Source organism: Bradyrhizobium sp. 604_D8_N2_3 (genome assembly GCF_051810765.1).
In the GTDB taxonomy this organism is placed as follows: Bacteria; Pseudomonadota; Alphaproteobacteria; order Rhizobiales; family Xanthobacteraceae; genus Bradyrhizobium; species Bradyrhizobium barranii.
In genome coordinates this window covers 7,947,982-7,965,596 of sequence record NZ_JBPWPM010000001.1, presented here as the reverse complement: position 1 = coordinate 7,965,596, position 17,615 = coordinate 7,947,982, and the positions used below count along the sequence as shown (strand labels likewise).

General features: G+C 63.5%; 12 protein-coding genes. 7 read left to right on the top strand and 5 right to left on the bottom strand.

The features are described from left to right. Positions 1-75: 75 nt before the first annotated feature. The 6 genes from AB7245_RS38215 to ftsH all read left to right on the top strand — a co-directional run bounded on the left by AB7245_RS38215 (position 76) and on the right by ftsH (position 8,669). The gene (locus AB7245_RS38215; protein ID WP_085400850.1) at positions 76-2,409 is read left to right on the top strand and encodes a putative bifunctional diguanylate cyclase/phosphodiesterase; all 2,334 of its coding nucleotides are present in this window, start codon (positions 76-78) and stop codon (positions 2,407-2,409) included. 199 nt (positions 2,410-2,608) lie between these two features. Then, positions 2,609-3,334, top strand: coding sequence for an N-acyl amino acid synthase FeeM domain-containing protein (locus AB7245_RS38210; RefSeq protein WP_085400848.1), 726 nt, complete (start codon positions 2,609-2,611; stop codon positions 3,332-3,334). Positions 3,335-3,627: 293 nt separating this feature from the next. Then, positions 3,628-4,116, top strand: coding sequence for a peptidoglycan-associated lipoprotein Pal (gene pal, locus AB7245_RS38205; RefSeq protein ID WP_028152222.1), 489 nt, complete (start codon positions 3,628-3,630; stop codon positions 4,114-4,116). Between the two features lie 184 nt (positions 4,117-4,300). Then, positions 4,301-5,332 (top strand): tol-pal system protein YbgF, encoded by a 1,032-nt coding sequence (ybgF, locus tag AB7245_RS38200; RefSeq protein WP_085400846.1) that lies wholly within the window; start codon positions 4,301-4,303, stop codon positions 5,330-5,332. A gap of 72 nt (positions 5,333-5,404) precedes the next feature. Continuing rightward, positions 5,405-6,487: a tRNA lysidine(34) synthetase TilS gene (gene tilS, locus AB7245_RS38195; protein WP_085400844.1), complete on the top strand. Its 1,083-nt coding sequence runs from the start codon at positions 5,405-5,407 to the stop codon at positions 6,485-6,487. 259 nt (positions 6,488-6,746) lie between these two features. Then, a complete protein-coding gene (ftsH, locus tag AB7245_RS38190) occupies positions 6,747-8,669 on the top strand; it encodes an ATP-dependent zinc metalloprotease FtsH (RefSeq protein WP_071909744.1) in 1,923 nt (640 codons plus the stop codon). Between the two features lie 487 nt (positions 8,670-9,156). On the opposite strand, the gene AB7245_RS38185 is transcribed toward ftsH, so the two are convergent. The 3 genes from AB7245_RS38185 to AB7245_RS38175 all read right to left on the bottom strand — a co-directional run bounded on the left by AB7245_RS38185 (position 9,157) and on the right by AB7245_RS38175 (position 11,730). After that, positions 9,157-10,026 carry an alpha/beta fold hydrolase gene (locus tag AB7245_RS38185; RefSeq protein ID WP_085400843.1) on the bottom strand — a complete coding sequence of 290 codons (870 nt, stop codon included), beginning with the start codon at positions 10,024-10,026 and terminating at the stop codon, positions 9,157-9,159. Positions 10,027-10,169: 143 nt separating this feature from the next. Beyond that, positions 10,170-11,030: a DMT family transporter gene (locus tag AB7245_RS38180; RefSeq protein WP_085400841.1), complete on the bottom strand. Its 861-nt coding sequence runs from the start codon at positions 11,028-11,030 to the stop codon at positions 10,170-10,172. Between the two features lie 85 nt (positions 11,031-11,115). Then, positions 11,116-11,730, bottom strand: coding sequence for a TetR/AcrR family transcriptional regulator (locus AB7245_RS38175; protein WP_201266168.1), 615 nt, complete (start codon positions 11,728-11,730; stop codon positions 11,116-11,118). 239 nt (positions 11,731-11,969) lie between these two features. Between AB7245_RS38175 and AB7245_RS38170 the strand changes: the two genes are divergently transcribed. Then, positions 11,970-12,983, top strand: a complete 1,014-nt coding sequence (locus AB7245_RS38170) for an alpha/beta fold hydrolase (protein ID WP_439035547.1) — start codon at positions 11,970-11,972, stop codon at positions 12,981-12,983. Positions 12,984-13,061: 78 nt separating this feature from the next. Here AB7245_RS38170 and AB7245_RS38165 read toward each other — a convergent pair whose 3' ends face one another. Both AB7245_RS38165 and AB7245_RS38160 read right to left on the bottom strand, forming a co-directional pair. After that, positions 13,062-14,855, bottom strand: a complete 1,794-nt coding sequence (locus AB7245_RS38165) for an adenylate/guanylate cyclase domain-containing protein (protein ID WP_354078643.1) — start codon at positions 14,853-14,855, stop codon at positions 13,062-13,064. Positions 14,856-15,110: 255 nt separating this feature from the next. Next, on the bottom strand, positions 15,111-17,597 hold the full coding sequence (locus tag AB7245_RS38160) for an arylsulfatase (RefSeq protein ID WP_201266167.1): 2,487 nt from the start codon (positions 17,595-17,597) through the stop codon (positions 15,111-15,113). Between the last annotated feature and the right edge of the window lie 18 nt (positions 17,598-17,615).

The window sequence follows — 17,615 nt, the reverse complement described above, 5'->3', positions numbered from 1 at the left end:
TTAACGATGTTCCCTCAGAAAGGCTTCATCAGGTCTGGGTAAAAGTACGCGCCAAACAGGACGCGTAACAAGCCGATGCAGCTGGCCGACCAGAAGCAGAGCGATCGAGACGAGCTGGAGCCAATACTCTACGCCGCTCTCATCAACTCTATGGTGCAGAATTTCTGGGCGATTTTCCTGGGCTCGGCCTCCGCGGCCGTGGCCGCGGTCATGACTGCGCTGAAGACAGGCGATGTCTGGCTGTGGCCGCTCGCATTTCTGCTGATCGCGATCGGCACCGCGCGCGCGTTCCAGATGCGCGGATACGAAAACCGCACGCACCCACTCTCGTTCGAGGAAGCCAAGCACCTGGAGCCGCGCTACTGGCTCGGCGCGCTCAGCTATGCGGCGGTGCTCGGCCTGTGGTCCTTCGTCGTCATCTACAACAATGACGATCCGATTGCCGACATGCTCTGTGTCGCCATCGGCATCGGCTACACCGCGGGCGGCGCCGCCCGCAATTACGGCCAGCCCCGGGTGATCCAGTGGCACGTCGCGCTCGCCTGCGCACCGATGTCGCTCGCGCTGCTGCTGCATGGCGGCTTCTACCACATCGGGCTCGCCGTCCTGCTCGTGTTCTTCTTCGTCGGGCTGAAGAACATCAATCTCAGCCTGCATGCGATCTTCGTCAAGGCGCTGACCTCGAGCTTTCGTGAGTCCGCGCTGGCAAGCCAGTTCGACACCGCGCTCAACAACATGCCGCATGGCCTGTGCATGTTTCGCGCCGACGGCCGCCTTGCGGTGATGAACCATCGCTTCGGCGAGCTGATGGCGTTGCCCGAAGATCTGGTCAAGCGTGGCGCCACCGCTGCCGACATCGTATCGGCCTGTATCGCCGCCGGCTCCATCTCGGCGGAGAGCGGCAAGCAGATCCTGGCCGAGATCGAGCATGCGCGGATCTGCGAGATCGTCACCGCCGATCCGGATTCCTCGCGCGGCCGCGCGCTCGCCTGGACGTTCCAGCCGATGACCGGCGGCGGCACGGTGCTGCTGCTGGAAGACATCACCGAACGTACCAACGCGGAAGCCCGGATCACCCATCTCGCCCGCTATGACGAGCTCACGGCGCTGCCCAACCGGGTCTCCTTCCGCGACGAGATCGAACGGTTGCTGGCGATCTCGCACGACGCCGAGCGCCTCTCGGCGCTGCTGTTCGTCGACCTCGACCAGTTCAAGCAGGTCAACGACACGCTCGGCCATCCCTGCGGCGACCAGCTCCTGTGCGCGGTCGCCAACCGCCTGCGCGAGATGCTGCGTCCTGAGGATTTCGTCGCCCGCTTCGGCGGCGACGAGTTCGTCGTGTTCCAGCAGAACATCAGCTCGGCCGAGGATGCCGCGAGCCTCGCCCGCCGCATCGTCGAACGCCTGAGCGAGCGCTACCGAATCGACAATCATCTGGTCGAGATCGGCGCCAGCGTCGGCATCGCGCTGACCTCGCCGGACGGCGACGTCAGGGCCGACACGCTGCTCAAGAACGCCGACATGGCGCTCTACCGCGCCAAGGCCGACGGCCGCGGCACCTTCTGCTTCTTCCGCGACGAGATGGCGGCCACCGTCGAGGCCCGCCGCATCCTCGAGCTCGACCTGCGCAAGGCGCTGGCCAACGAGGAGTTCGAGCTGTTCTACCAGCCGCTGGTCAATCTGAAGTCCGGCAAGATCACCACCTGCGAGGCGCTGCTGCGCTGGAATCATCCGGTGCGCGGCACGGTCTCGCCGGTCGACATCATCCCGGTCGCCGAAGACATGGGGCTGATCGTCGATCTCGGCCGCTGGATCCTGCGCCGCGCCTGCATGGAATGCATGAAGTGGCCCGACGGCGTCAGCGTCGCCGTCAACTTCTCGCCGCAGCAATTCCACCAGCGCGACGTGCTCAGCGAAATCCGCTACGCGCTCGAGGTCTCGGGGCTGCCGGCCCATCGGCTGGAGATCGAGATCACGGAGTCCTCGCTGCTTCGTAACACCCAGCTCACCCACGACACGCTGTCGCAACTGCATGCGCTCGGCGTGCGCATCTCGCTCGACGATTTCGGCACCGGCTATTCCAGCCTCAGCTATCTGCACAATTTCCCGATGCAGAAGGTGAAGATCGACCGCTCCTTCCTCGAGGGCATCGACACCGACCGGCCGCTGACGCTGCTGCGTGGCGTGGCGCGGCTGTCGGCCGACCTCGGCATGGCCGTGGTGGTCGAGGGCATCGAGACCAATGAGCAGCTCGAGCTGATCAGCGCAGACGGCACCGTCTCCGAGGCGCAAGGCTATCTGTTCAGCCGTCCGGTGCCCGCCGTGCGGATGCGCCAGCTCCTCAACGCCTCGCATGGACGGCGCGGCGAGGGCCTGCTCCAGGTTGTCAGCTCACGCTCCTTCGCCTGAGTCCACATCCAGAAATTGCACGTCGTTTCAGGCAGTTGCTGAACCGACCGTAGTGCTACGGAGGTTAACCCTATCGCGTCGATTGCTTTGCATCGTCGTTAAGGAGGTGTTAATAAATCGTCACGCGCGCGCAAGTTGTTCAGCGGCAAATGGCCCAGGTTCGCGTGGTGGTGTTGTTGGTGGTGGGTAAGGAGTTCGAATGCAGTCCTCAGCCAGATCTGTCATTTCGGCTGTTGGACGGGGAGCGGAGCTTCTGACCGACGTCGACTATCATCTCGCGGCGACGGACGCGGAAAAGGAGCAAATCTACAACCTCCGCTACCGCGCCTATCTGCGCGAGGGTGCCGTCAGGGAATCCGCGGAAGCCCGCGTCACCGACCGCTACGACGAGCTGCCGAACGCGTGGACCTTCGGCGTCTATCTCCGTGGCCAGCTCTGCAGCTCTGTGCGCATCAGCGTGCTGACCTCGGAATGGCGCGAGTCCACCTCGGCCGACGTCTTCCCCGACATCCTGCTGCCGCGGCTCGATCGCGGCGAGGTCATGATCGACCCGACCCGTTTTGTCGCCGATCCCGACCAGGTGAAGCGGGTTCCGGAATTGCCCTATCTGACGACCCGGCTCGCCTACATGGCGTGCGAGCACTTCAATGCCGATCTCGGCCTCGCCATCGTGCGTCCCGAGCATCAGGCCTTCTACCGGCGGGTGTTCCTGCACGAGACGATCGCCGAGCCCCGCCTGGTTCCTGGCCTCACCAAGCCGTTCGGACTGATGGCGGCGGATTTCCCGACCTTCCGGAAGAAGGTGTTCGAGCGTTATCCGATCATGCGCTCCACCGCCTTCGAGCGGCGGATGCTGTTCGGGCGCGGCGGGCAGCGCGAGATCCCGCAGCGGTCGTCACTGGTCCCGGAAGCCGTTCACGTCTGATTGCCTGCCGTCACCGCCTTGAGCCGCCGCGCGCCTTTCGGCCGGAGCTCCGTTCATCCCCATCATCGTCCGAGCCCAAAATTCCAGCAAAAACCTGCACTTTTGCCGGTTGCTGCAGGTTGCTTCACCCTCGCGCCACATTTAGAACCCATTAACCATGACGGTTGCTTTTCGCGGTTTGGGGGCATTTGACCGGCTGAAGCAAGGTTCCATCAAGGTTGACGGAACGTTCGCTTAACCAACCCCCTGTAGACCGGACAGCAGTGGACGAACGTGAGCGTGGAGGCTCCGGAATGAAATACCCTATGCGTATCCTCCAGGGATTGAAGCTGGCTGCGGTGGTTGCGATCGCGCTGTCGATGGGCGCATGCGCGAACAAGAACGCAGCGACGGATGCGATGGCCAATGCTGCGACGCCTGGCAGCCAGCAGGATTTCGTCGTTAACGTGGGCGACCGCGTGTTCTTCGAGAGCGACCAGACCGATCTGACGCCGCAGGCGATCGTGACCCTGGAGAAGCAGGCGCAGTGGCTCCAGAACTATCGGCAGTACAGCTTCACCATCGAGGGGCATGCCGACGAGCGCGGTACCCGCGAATACAACATCGCACTCGGCGCCCGCCGCGCCCAGTCGGTGCGTTCGTTCCTCGCCTCGCGCGGCATCGATCCGAACCGCATGCGCACGATCTCCTACGGCAAGGAGCGGCCGGTCGCTGTCTGTAACGATATTTCCTGCTGGTCGCAGAACCGTCGCGCCGTCACCGTGCTGAACGCGAGCTCCTGACGATCAGTCAGGCGCCGTTCATCTTCAGGAACCGATTATGCCGGCGCCCTCTCGGGCGCCGGTTTTGTTTCAGCCATCTGTGACCGAAACCCCGTGGTGCCAGTCACATTTTTGGCGTACTGCCTTTCAATGTGTGGCGCGTCGCAGGTTCCGTCGCAGATTTCGTTTTCGTCGTCAGGGCAAGATGTCATCCAGATCCAAGGTCTTTACCGGCACCGTGGCGATCGCCGCGCTGTTCTCTTTGTGCTCGCCCGCACTGGCGCAGTCGGACGATGATCCCGAGATGCGGATCGAGCGGCTGGAGAACCAGCTGCGCCAGCTCACCGGCCAGAACGAGGAGCTGCAATACCGCAACCGCCAGCTCGAGGAGCGGCTGCGGGCGCTCGAGGGTGGCGCGCAGGCCGCGCCCGGACAGGCGCCGGTCCAGCCCTCGGTCGCAGCCGTACCGCCTGCGCAGTCCGCGCCGGCCTATCGCCAGCAGCAACAGGCTCAGCCGAATTACGAGCAGCCGCAGATCGCGGCTCCCGCGCCGATCGTTCAGGAGCAGCCAGCGCCCGGTGCGCCCGGCGTGCGCCGCCGCGGTGATTCCTTCGATCCGAACCAGAACCCGAATGCGCCCGGCGCGCCGCGCGCGCTTGGTGGCGGGCAGCAGCCGATGGCGGCAGGCGCCCCTGGCGGCGGGCGCGCTGCCGGCGAGCCGCTCGATCTCGCCAACACCAGCCCGCGCTACCAGCAAGGCGTGCCGCCGGCAGCCCAGCCCGGCTACCCGCCGGCACAATCGGGCTATCCGGCGCCATCGGGTGGCACCGGTCTGACGACCCTGCCGCCCTCGGCTACGCCGCGCGACGAGTTCGACCTCGGCATCGGCTACATGCAGCGCAAGGACTATGCGCTCGCCGAGCAGACCATGAAGAATTTTGCGCAGAAACATCCGAGCGATCCGCTGCTCGGCGACGCGCAATACTGGCTCGGCGAAAGCTATTTCCAGCGCCAGCAATATCGCGACTCCGCGGAAGCCTTCCTCGCCGTCACCACCAAATACGACAAGTCCGCCAAGGCGCCGGATGCCCTGCTGCGGCTCGGCCAGTCGCTGGCCGCGCTGAAGGAGAAAGAGGCCGCCTGCGCCGCCTTCGGTGAGGTCGGCCGCAAATATCCGCGCGCCTCCGCCGGCGTCAAATCCGCCGTCGATCGCGAGCAGAAGCGGGTGAAGTGCTGACGCGCGGCATTTGCGCCCTGACAATGCGGATGGCGCTGCGCTAAATAGTCTGGTGATGGCCTGGGCAGCGTCATGTCAGACGACGACAACTCACCGATCTCGGCGCGCGCGGCGAAGCAACTCTTCGCCGAGCTCAGAAGTGCGCCGGCGCTGGTGCTCGCGGTCTCCGGCGGACCTGACTCGGTCGCGCTGATGTGGCTCGCCGCGCGCTGGAAGCGCGGCCTGGCACGCGGTCCGCAATTGACCGTCGTCACCGTCGATCACGGCCTGCGCCCGGAGGCGGCGCGCGAGGCGCGCGAGGTCAAGCGGCTGGCGGCCGAACTCGGGCTGGCACACCGGACCCTGCGCTGGCGTGGCGCGAAGCCGAACACGGGACTGCCTGCCGCTGCACGCGAAGCCCGCTACCGCCTGCTTGCGCAGGCCGCGCGCAACGCCGGCGCGAGCCATGTGCTGACCGCCCACACCCGCGACGACCAGGCCGAGACCCTGTTGATGCGCCTTGTCCGCGGCAGCGGGCTCGCCGGGCTGTCGGCGATGGCGCGCCTCACGGAGCGCGACGGCGTGGTGCTGGTGCGCCCGCTGCTCGATGTCCCGAAGTCGCAGCTGATCGCGACCTTGAGGCGGGCGAAGATCGGCTTTGCCGATGATCCCACCAATCGCGACACCGCCTTCACCCGGCCGCGGCTGCGCGCGCTGCTGCAGCAGCTCGCGGCCGAGGGGGGCGACAGCAGGAGCCTGGCGCGGCTCGCAGGCAGGCTGGCGCGCGCCAATGCGGCGGTCGACGTGCTGGTCGATGGTGCGGAACGCTTCCTTCAGCTTCGGGCGCGCGGCGATGCGCCGCAGGCGGGCGGTCGCAGCTTCGAGGCCTCGGCATTCGCCAATCTGCCGGAGGAGGTCCGGCTGCGGCTCCTGCTGCGGGCCGTCAATGCCCTCGGTCATGAGGGGCCGGCGGAACTCGGCAAGGTCGAGACTCTCCTGGCCGCGCTCGATCAGGCCATAGCTGCAAGCCCCCGCGCAGCCGCAAATGGCCGGCCGGTCCTGAAGCAGACCCTTGCGGGAGCCTTGATCAGCCTTGCCGGGGGGCGTATCCACATCGCACCGGCGCCGGCCCGGCGGTCCAAGGGACGGACGAGGGCGGATCAGGGCGGATCATGACACCGGCCGTTTCCGCCGCGCGCCGTCAGGACACCTTAACCAGGCAGGAAAAACCCCGGGCAGATCGCCATTATTTCAGCGGGAATCGCTCTAAGATGGGATAAATAGTCCCATCTCGTTCCCTTGGCAGCGACCGGGGCGGCACCTAAATTGTATCCGTCTAACCAAGAGGATTCCTTGGGGATTTCCTCGCACTGACAAAGTAACTGCTACCGCCCAAGGATCAGGCCGCGATCCGCGCGACCATGAAGGAAGATCGATGAACGCCAATCTGCGCAATTTCGCCCTCTGGGTCATCATTGTCTTGCTGCTGTTGGCGTTGTTCACGCTCTTCCAGAATCCGGGTCAGCGCGCCTCCTCGCAGGACATCGCCTTCTCCCAGCTCTTGAGCGAAGTTGACCGCGGCAATGTGCGCGATGTCGTGATCCAGGGGCCGGATATCCACGGCACCTTCACCAATGGCTCAAGCTTCCAGACCTATGCGCCGAACGATCCGACGCTGGTGAAGCGCCTCTATGACAGCAAGGTCCAGATCACCGCGAAGCCGCCCGGCGACAACGTGCCGTGGTTCGTCTCGCTGCTGGTCTCCTGGCTGCCCTTCATCGCGCTGATCGGCGTGTGGATCTTCCTGTCGCGTCAGATGCAGGGCGGCGCCGGCAAGGCGATGGGCTTCGGCAAGTCGCGGGCCAAGATGCTGACGGAGGCCCATGGCCGCGTCACCTTCGAGGACGTCGCCGGCGTGGACGAAGCCAAGCAGGACCTGCAGGAGATCGTCGAATTCCTCCGCGACCCCGGCAAATTCCAGCGCCTCGGCGGCCGGATTCCGCGCGGCGTGCTGCTGGTCGGCCCTCCCGGCACCGGTAAGACCCTGATCGCGCGTGCGGTCGCGGGCGAAGCCAACGTGCCGTTCTTCACCATCTCGGGTTCCGATTTCGTCGAAATGTTCGTCGGCGTCGGTGCTTCCCGCGTCCGCGACATGTTCGAGCAGGCCAAGAAGAATGCGCCCTGCATCATCTTCATCGACGAAATCGACGCCGTCGGTCGTCACCGTGGCGCCGGTCTCGGCGGCGGCAATGACGAGCGCGAGCAGACGCTGAACCAGTTGCTGGTCGAGATGGACGGCTTCGAGGCCAACGAGGGCGTGATCCTGATCGCCGCGACCAACCGTCCCGACGTGCTCGATCCCGCGCTGCTGCGTCCGGGCCGCTTCGACCGTCAGGTCGTGGTGCCCAATCCGGACGTCGTCGGCCGCGAGCAGATCCTCAAGGTTCACGTCCGCAAGGTGCCGCTGGCGCCGGATATCAACCTCAAGACCATCGCGCGCGGCACCCCGGGCTTCTCCGGCGCCGACCTGATGAACCTCGTCAACGAAGCCGCCCTGACCGCCGCCCGCCGCAACAAGCGGATGGTGACGCAGGCCGAGTTCGAAGAGGCCAAGGACAAGGTGATGATGGGCGCCGAGCGCAAGTCGCTGGTCATGACCGAGGAAGAGAAGCTGCTGACGGCCTACCACGAGGGCGGCCACGCCATCGTCGGCCTCAACGTCGTCGCGACCGATCCGATCCACAAGGCGACCATCATTCCGCGCGGCCGTGCGCTGGGCATGGTGATGCAGCTGCCTGAGCGCGACAAGCTGTCGATGTCGCTGGAGCAGATGACCTCGCGCCTCGCCATCATGATGGGTGGCCGCGTCGCCGAAGAGCTGATCTTCGGCCGTGAGAAGGTGACCTCGGGTGCATCCTCCGACATCGAGCAGGCGACGCGTCTGGCCCGCATGATGGTCACGCGCTGGGGCCTCTCGGAGGCGCTCGGCACCGTGTCCTATGGCGAAAACCAGGACGAGGTGTTCCTGGGCATGTCGGTGTCGCGCACCCAGAACGCATCGGAGGCGACGGTCCAGAAGATCGACACCGAGATCCGGCGTTTCGTGGAAGAAGGCTACAACGAAGCGACCCGCATTCTCACCGAGAAGCGTGCCGACCTCGAAGCTCTCGCCAAGGGCCTGCTCGAGTTCGAGACGCTCTCCGGCGACGAGATCATCGACCTGCTCAAGGGCAAGAAGCCGAACCGCGAGTCCGTGCTCGAGCCGACCACGCCGCGCGCCTCCGCCGTGCCCCCGGCCGGCAAGTCGCGTCCGCGGCCCGATCCGGATCCCGGCCTGGAGCCGCAGCCGCAGGCGTAATCGAGAAGCGGCAGATCGAATCGAAAAACGCGGCGGAAACGCCGCGTTTTTTGTTGGCCGATGTTGATGCAGCTGCGCTTCAAACTCCGGTCTCGTGCCCTGAACGCAGCGCAGCGCCCCTTCGCCGGTGCGCTGCAGAACCGGGGCCCATGTCTCCGCATCTTGCCGTGTAGCCTTCTGGGTCCCGGCTCAGCGCAGCAGCGTTGCACGCAGCAGCGCGTCCGGGACACAAGAGAGGTGCGCGTCCCCGGCCCGCAAACTCCGTCATTGCGAGCGCAGCGAAGCAATCCAGAATGTTTCCATGGCAGCAGTCTGGATTGCTTCGTCGCTTCGCTCCTCGCAATGACGGCGTGGATGCAGTTGGGCTCGTAATGGCTCTGCACCGGTCTCGTAGGGTGGGCAAAGGCGCGTAGCGCCGTGCCCACCATCTCTCGGCAATTGCGATAGACGCGGTGGGCACGCTTCGCTTTGCCCACCCTACGATATCTCACTTCGCTGCCGCTCCGGGCCTCTCACCGCCACGCTCCAGAAAATGCAGCACGTCGTCGCTGAACTGCTCGGGATCCTGCAGGAACGAGAAATGACTGACCTCCGGCTGGATCAGCAGGCCGGCGCCCGGAATGTTCGCCGCCATGAACTCGGTGTTCTCGCGCTTGATCGCCTCGTCGTGGTCGCCGTCCACGATCCAGGTCGGGACCTTGATCGTCGCGAGATCCGACGCCGTCCATTTCGGCTGGCTCTCCCACATTTTGGTAATCTCGGCGACGAAGCTCTGGTACTCGGTCGGGGTCGGCGAGAGGCGCTTGTACTCCTCGCCGGCTCTCGCGATGTAGGCGTTGAAGACGTCGCTCGACGCGATGTCCGCAACGCCTGACGGATCCGAATTCGCGGCGAAGGCGAACAGCTTGCTCACGCGCTCCGGGTGCTTCATCGCAATGTCGAGGCCGATGATCGCGCCGTCGCTCCAGCCGACGATCGCAGCTTTCCTGATCCCCAAGTGATCGAGCAGGGCGACCACGTCCGAGGCCATCAGATCGTAGCCATAGGGCTCCTGATTGCGGCTGCTGCGCCCATGTCCGCGGCTGTCCATGACGATGACCTGATAGTGCCGTTGCAGCGCGCGGACCTGGCGGCCCCAATAGTTGGCGTTGGCGAGGCCGCCATGCAGCAACAGGACGGGCTCGCCGCGGCCGAAAATTGCGTACCAGACCTTGATGCCGTTGACGGGCGCGAAGCCGCTCTGTGTCGCCCTGGGCAGTGTCGGCGTCGGCGGCAGGTTCAGCCATTGCGGTGCCGCATGTGCCGCGCTGATCGCGACCGTGACGACAAGCGCGGCGAGAAGATTGCGAAACATCATGATACGCCCTCCTGTTCGACCGGATATTAGCGCACGGCAAGTTGTGGGCGTCACGTCGCAACACGGTCCACCACCGAGACGTGAAGCCTCGTGATCTCCGTTGCCGGGCAGACGACATCGATGCCACAACGCAACGTCCGGGCTCAAATGGGGCGCGCGCTCGGTCTGACTTGTGTCATCGCAACGCCTGCGATCGCAAGCAGCCCGCCGGCGATCAACTTCGGGGTCATGCGCTCGCCAAGGAACAGCACGCTCGACGTCAAGGCGAACACCGGAAGCAGCAGGCCGAAGGGCGCGACGCGGCCCATGGAGCAGCGGGCGATCAGCCAGAACCAGAGGCCGAACCCGACAATTCCGCCGATGAAAATCGTGTAGGCGAGCGCCAGCCAGCCGCGTCCATCCGCCGTGACGAGGCTCGCCAGTTGTCCGTATTCGAGCAGCAGCGACATCAACATGACCTGCGGCACTGTGAACAGCGACGACCACCCCATCAACATCAGGGGATCGAAAGGGCCGTAGCGTTTCGTCAGGACGTTGGACACCGCGAATGCGAAGGCCGCCCCGACCACCAGCAGCAGCGGAAGCCCGTTGGCCGACAGGCCAGGCTCCGCTGCCAGCACGACAACGCCGGCGAATGCGAGCAGCACTCCGGCGGACGTGGTGAGAGACGGCCGCTCGGCGAGCAGCGGCCAGGCCAGCAGGACGGTGAAGGGCGTCGCGAGCTGATACGCGACGGCCGACAGGCTTCCCGAGCCGAGCCCGAGTCCGACATAGAACAGGCCGAAGTTCAGGCCACCAAGGAAGATCGAAATCGCGACGACAGGGCCGAACTGCTCGCGCGTCGGCCGTTTGACGAACGGAACGAGCAGCAGTGCGATCGCGAGGAAGCGCAGCGCGAGGAAGAACAGCGGCGGAAACTCCGAAACGCCGACCTTGATGGCCACGAACTGATAGCCCCAGAGCAGGGGAACGGCCACCGCGCAGACGATCTGGATGGCAGTCATGGCATCTTCCTTTCAAGACCGATCAGTCCAGATATTGACGCACAAAGTGCGGAGGCGTCCGGGGTTTTTTGACCTGATTGGGTTGCTACCTGACGAACCGATCGAGCAGAGCGTCAGCGGTGGCTTGCGATGTGGCCCGCGCCGGCGCCGTCTTGCCGACCACGCGCAGGCCCTCGACGAAACAGACCAGAATCTTGGCGGCACTCGCGGGATCGACACCGTCGGCCAGCTTGCCCGCCACCTTCGCACGGGACAGCGCATCGGCCAGGCGGGCCTCCATGGCCCTGAAGAAGCCCGCGACGCGACGACCAATCTCGGCATCCTGGCCGGCCAGCTCCATGGCCGTGGCCACCAGCAGGCAGCCGCGCCGGCCGTTGGCGCCACTGGTGCGGTCGACATAGCCGGCAAGATAGGCCCGCAGGGCGTCGATCGGCTCCCTGCGGGGGGCGAGCTCGACATCCATCCGCGTCACGGCATCGGCAATGTAGCGATCGAGCGCGCGCAGGAAGAGCGAGTGCTTGTCGCCGAACGCGGCGTAAAGGCTGCCACGCGAGAGTTTCGTGGCCCGAAGCAGGTCCGGCAGCGCCGTGGCGTGATAGCCGCGCGACCAGAACACCCCCATCGCGCGTTCGACCGCGGCGTCCACGTCGAAGCTTCGGGGGCGGCCACGGGGCGACTGCACTGGGGCTTGGCGGCTCATGACCGTTATATAGACCGATCGGTCTTTAAATCGCAAGTGCCCGCATCGGGGCGAAAGCCGGCGTCAGCTTTGAACGCGGAAATGGCTACCGAGGGCCAGTTGCAGACATCCGACAGCCGTGTGACCATGGCGGCCGTTGTTGCGGCCTACGATCGAGAAATTCCAAAAAGGAGATGGTTGGCTGAGACAAAGGCTCCGCGAGATCGACGAGTCATCGAGGCCCGACGGAGGGCATATATTTGAGAAATTCAAGCAACGCTGCGTGCCTTGGCGAAGGTGCAGTCCAGATCGGCGGTCGATCACTGGCTTACCTTCAGGTCGGCGACCCGAACGGTCCGCTCGTACTTCACAATCATGGCGGACCATCGAGCCGGCTCGAAGCCAAGGTTTTTGCGTCTCACGCGCTCAAACTTGGTTTGAGATTTGTGTGCGTGGACCGTCCAGGCCAAGGCAAATCAGATCCTCAACACGGTCGCACCTTCGCAGGCTGGGCCGCGGACCTGGAAGCGATTGCCAACGCTTTTGAGACCAATCGCTTTGCGGTCACAGGCTGGTCTGAGGGTGGTCCTTGGGCGCTCGCGGCAGCGGCGTATCTCGATCCCGCGAGGCTGATACACGTGACCAGCATCGCTCCCGGATCCTACGGCGCATTCGGTACGAATTGGGCGGCGAAGGATCTGTCCTCGACCGACGCCATGGGCGGGTTCCTTGCACTGCATTTCCGGCCGGGTTTCCAGCTGATGTATGACCTGATCGATCTCGCTGCGACGCGGTTTCCGGAGCAGTACAAGAAGGCATTGCTGAAGGCGAGCTGCCCCGCTGACCTCGCGGCGCTTGCTGATGACGATGTGTTGAGTGCCATCGTGGAGTCTGGACGCGAGTGTTTCCGGCAAGGCGTTGACGGTCTCGTGACCGATGCGCAGATGCTCTATCAACAGTGGTCATTCGACGTCACGGCGATCTTAGGCCGGTTCATCTGTGGCAAGGCAGCGCCGATACGTTTGTGCCTTACGCAGTCAACAAACCGCTGGGTGAGCGGATGCCTGGAGCGGTATGGCACGAAGTCGCTGATGGCGGGCACTTTATCGCGAGTTCACACGCCGCCGAAATATTGGCGATCGTTGCCAACGATGCGGCAGCAACGGCGTGATTTCGGTCTCCCATCGTCCCGATGGGAATGTCCGCTTTGGAATGCGAAGGACTCAGAGCGGGCAAAGTCAGTCCGCTCTACCCCACCAAGCGGACCTCAATGAAAGGTGTCGCCACTTCGCTGATGGGCCAAGAGCGGAAGTTGCGGCTCTCACTCTCTTGCCGCACCGTGGCCGTAGAGGTCATTCGGGCAGCCCGGCTCGCCGCAACCCTTCCTCGTATCGAGCGAGATCTTCGGCGCGCCGATAGGGGCCGAGCACGCTTTTGAGATTGGAGACACGCACCGAAGGATTCAATTGCCGCAGCCGGGCCACCGCCTTTTGTGCCTGCTTCAGTCGTCCGGCCATTGCCTTGCTTGCGGCGTCCATACGTAACGCAGGTTGAAAGTCCGGATTGTCCTGCAACGCCATTGCCGCCCACGATGCCGCGTCGCCATAGTGGCCCAGGAAGAAATGGGCATGCGAGGTCCCAGTTCGCACCCCGCTCATAAACGGATCAAGCGGGTTGAGGCGGATGGCACGGGCGAAGCGCTCGATTGCCGTTTCCGGCTCGCCTAGCCAGTTCTTCACCCAGCCACCCCAAAACCATGCCTCGGCCCAATTGGAATTGAACACGAGCGCGCGATCAATCAAGGCGGCGCCTCCCCCGAGATCGAGTAAAACAAACGCTGATACATATCCGCTCGCCGCGAGGGCGATCACGTCGTCTTTTCCTAGCTCAACCGCTCTCTGAACGAGCTTTTCTACTTTGGCAGTCTCGCTCGGTGTGACTGAAATCCAGCCATTGGTCTTGGCAAAGGTGTAGCAAAGGGCGGCACGACCGTAAGCCGACGCAAAACCTGGGTCGAGCTTGATCGCCTTGTTGAATAGGCGTAACGCCTCTTCGTTCGCTTGCCGGTTAGCAAACTGATAAGAGCTGGCCAAACCGCGTAAGTAGTGATCATAGGCATCAAGACTCTCGGTAGGCTTGCGTTTGGCGCGCTCGATCTCGGCTTTTTCAACCGCCGGTGCGATCGCTCCGACTATGCTCTCGGTGACCTGGTCCTGCAGGTCGAAGATGTCGGTGAGTCCACCGTCAAACCGGTCTGCCCAGAGATGTCCTCCCGTAGGGGTATCGACGAGCTGTCCCGTGATGCGCACCCGGTTTGCCGCCTTGCGAACGCTTCCTTCCAGCACATAGCGCACGCCAAGCTCGCGCCCCACTTGCTTGATGTCGACAGCGCGTCCCTTGTACGTGAAGCTCGAATTGCGGGCGATGACGAACAGCGCCTTGAAACGGGACAGCGCGGTGATGATGTCCTCCGCTATTCCGTCCGCGAAGTATTCCTGTTCGGGATCGCCCGACATGTTCTGGAACGGCAGCACGGCGATTGACGGCTTGTCGGGCAGCGCCAGAGCCTGGGTGGTCTCGACAGGCGACCTTTTCGAGATTGCCGCAGAACCGTCCGCGTTTATTCTCAATCGCCACGCGCGCATCGGCTCAACAATGTTCTTCAGGTTCTGCGGACCCATGTCCTCGAAGGCGATATCGATCTTGCCGCGGATTTGACGTTGCGTGTCCTCGGAGATGCAGATGCCGCCGGGTTGCGCGATGCCTTCAAGGCGGGCGGCGATATTGACGCCGTCCCCGAAGATATCATTTTCGTCGCTTATGATGTCGCCGACGTGGATGCCGACGCGAAATTCGATCCGCTTGGCCTGCGGCACCGCGGCATTTCGCTCAACCATGCCGCGCTGCACCTCGATGGCGCATCGCGCTGCATCGACGGCGCTGGCGAACTCGACCAGCATGCCGTCGCCGGTCGTCTTGACGATCCGTCCGCGATGCGCGGCGATGGAGGGATCGAAAAGAGACTTTCTGGCGGCCTTGAGGCGAGCCAGCACGTCTTCTTCGTCCATACCCATCATGCGGCTGTATCCGGCAACATCCGCCGCCAGAATTGCCGCAAGCCTCCGTTCCACGCAATTGTCGGCCAAAACGGCCCCCGCGAGATCGGTAGATTCCGTCCCACGTATCAAAGCACAGGGTGTTCCTTTTGGGCTAGGGTCAATGTCAGGTCAGGGTCAAAATGCGAAGAACTCAGAGCGGGCAAAGTCAGTCCGCTCCACCCCACCAAGCGGACCTCAATGAAAGGTGTCGCCACTTCGCTGATGGGCCAGGAGCGGACTGGTGTTGGCGCGGGACACAAAGAGAGCCCTCCTCGCGTAACGGGGAAAGGCCAAGTCTTGCGCTCAAGCCTTGTGTTTGATCTTCACGGTGTTGATGGTGCCGGTGAAGGCGTTTTCCCAAGGATCGTAGTCATCGCACACTGGGGAGTAGGCATCCATGCCGATGTCGGCGGTCTCACCGGCCAGCGACCACACCGCACCCTGCGTCTTATTGATGCGGCCTTCGCCGACTTTCCTGCCGTTGATCGACAGCACGCCGGTGCCGCCCTTGTGCAGGCCGCCGCCGTCATAGGTGAAATCATAGACCAGCGTGACCTTGCCTTCCGGTAGAGCCTCCTTGCCTTCGATGAAGTATTTCTCCCGCGCCAGCCAGTTGTAGGCGAGCTTGGGTCTTCCATCCTTGACGTAAAGACTCCAGCCGCCGAACAGGCCACCCTGCGAGACCACGACGCCGTTGGCGCCGCCTTTGGGAATGACCAGGTCGGCGGTGACAACATAGGAACGGCTGAGCGTGTCGATGAAGACATTTTCAGCCATGCCGGTCATCCCGGCGTAGTAGGTCACCTCGGTACGGCCAGCCATGATGTCGGGCCGTCCGGCATTGGTCGCATTCAACCGTGCGAAGGAGCGGTCATCCATCGGATAAACGCCGAACTTGATCGCCTCCTGATGGAATAGATCCTGCAGTTCTTTCAGCTTCGCGGGATTTTGCGCGGCGAGGTCGGTGGCCTGTCCGAAGTCCACGGCCACATTGTAAAGCTCCCATTTGTCCTTGGCGTAGTCATCGACGCGGGGGCTGCTCTCCCATGGCGCGCGGTGCATCACGCAGGCCATCCAGCCGTCCTTGTAGATGCTGCGATTGCCGCTGCACTCATTGTACTGGACGGTGTGGCGATCCTTTGCCGCCGCATCGTCGAACGAGTAGATCATGCTGGTGCCGGCCATCGGAATTTGCTCGACGCCGTTGACTATCTTTGGCTCGGGGATGCCGACGGCTTCAAGGATGGTGGGGCCAACGTCGATCAGGTGGGTATATTGCCTGCGGATTTCCCCTTTCGATTTGATGCCGCCGGGCCAGCGAATGACCATGCCCTGATTCTGGCCGCCGCCCTGACAGGCATTGATGCACCAGGTTGCCGGCGTGGAGCCGGCCATTGCCCAGGCCACCGAATAGTTGGGGTAAGAGTTCGGTCCGCCATACTCGTCCATTCGGGTCTTGAGATACGGGATGTCTTCGGGGGCGTCGTTGAGGTTGGACCATTCATTGTAGGTTCCGTTTAGACCACCGATCGCGGTGCCGCCATTGTCGCCGGCGATATAGATCACGATGGTGTTGTCGAGTTCGCCGAGATCCCCGATGGCATCGATCAAACGCCCGATCTCGCGGTCGGTATGCTCGGCATAGCCTGCATAGACTTCCATTTGTCGCGAAAGCACCTTCTTCGCGTCGTCCGAAAGGGCGTCCCATTTTGGAATTTCAGGAGGGTTTTCAGCAATCTTGGTGCCCGGAGGCATCAGGCCCATCTTTATCTGACGCGCAAGAATTTCCCCGCGTAGCTTGTCCCACCCCTGATCAAATTTCCCCTTGTAGACATCGAGCCATTCTTTCGGCGGCGTGTGAGGCGGATGCGCGCCGCCCGTGGCGTAATACATAAAGAACGGACGATCCGGGGTCAGCGAGCGCGTACCACGTATCCAGCCTATCGCCTTGTCCGTGATATCGACGTTGAAATGATAGTTTGGGTCGCGCGGCACGCCGAGTTCGGTAGTGCCATCCACGAGGTAGGGCCGGAACAAGTTCTTCTCGCCGCCAATGAAGCCATAGAATTTTTCAAAGCCCTGTCGCGCTGGCCAGCGGTCGAACGGGCCGCTCATGCTGGTTTCCCACGGCGGCGTCTCGTGGCTTTTGCCGAACATCGACGTGCAATAGCCCCACTGTCGAAGAATTTCAGCGATGGGCGCAACGCTCTTTGGCCGCATGCCGGTGTCGCCGGGATATGAGGTCGCACCGTCAACTACAGCGGCTTGGCTATTTTGATGTTGATTGCGTCCGGTCAATAGCGCGGTGCGGCTCGGCGAACACAGACTGTTGACGTGAAAGTTCGTGTAGGTCAGCCCCTCTTTGGCGAGACGATCCATGGTCGGGAAGTTGATCGGTCCGCCGAAGGTCGATGGGTCCGCATAGGAAGTCTGGTCTTGAAGAATGACCAGGATGTTGGGGGCGCCCTTCGGCGGCCGGATCGACACTGGCTTCGGCTGCGGCACCTTGCGCCAATCCGGCTCGGTGATGACAGGACGCGGCGGCTGCGGAAACGGCAGGATCTCGCCAAGCTTCGGCCCCGTCGATGCGGGTGCCGCTGCAGGTGCCGGTGCAGCCTGTTGCACTTGAGCGGTCGCTGGCGCCGTCGCCGCCAAAGCCGTCATCGCAGCGAGCGACGAACCACCCAGCAAAAGGTCGCGTCGTTGCATGCCGTCATTGCCGCGCCTCTTTTTTTCGAATGCGTTTGAGGAGGATTCGTTCGGGGGACCGTCTTCTGGATGATCGCTCATAAGCGTCCTCTCTTGTTC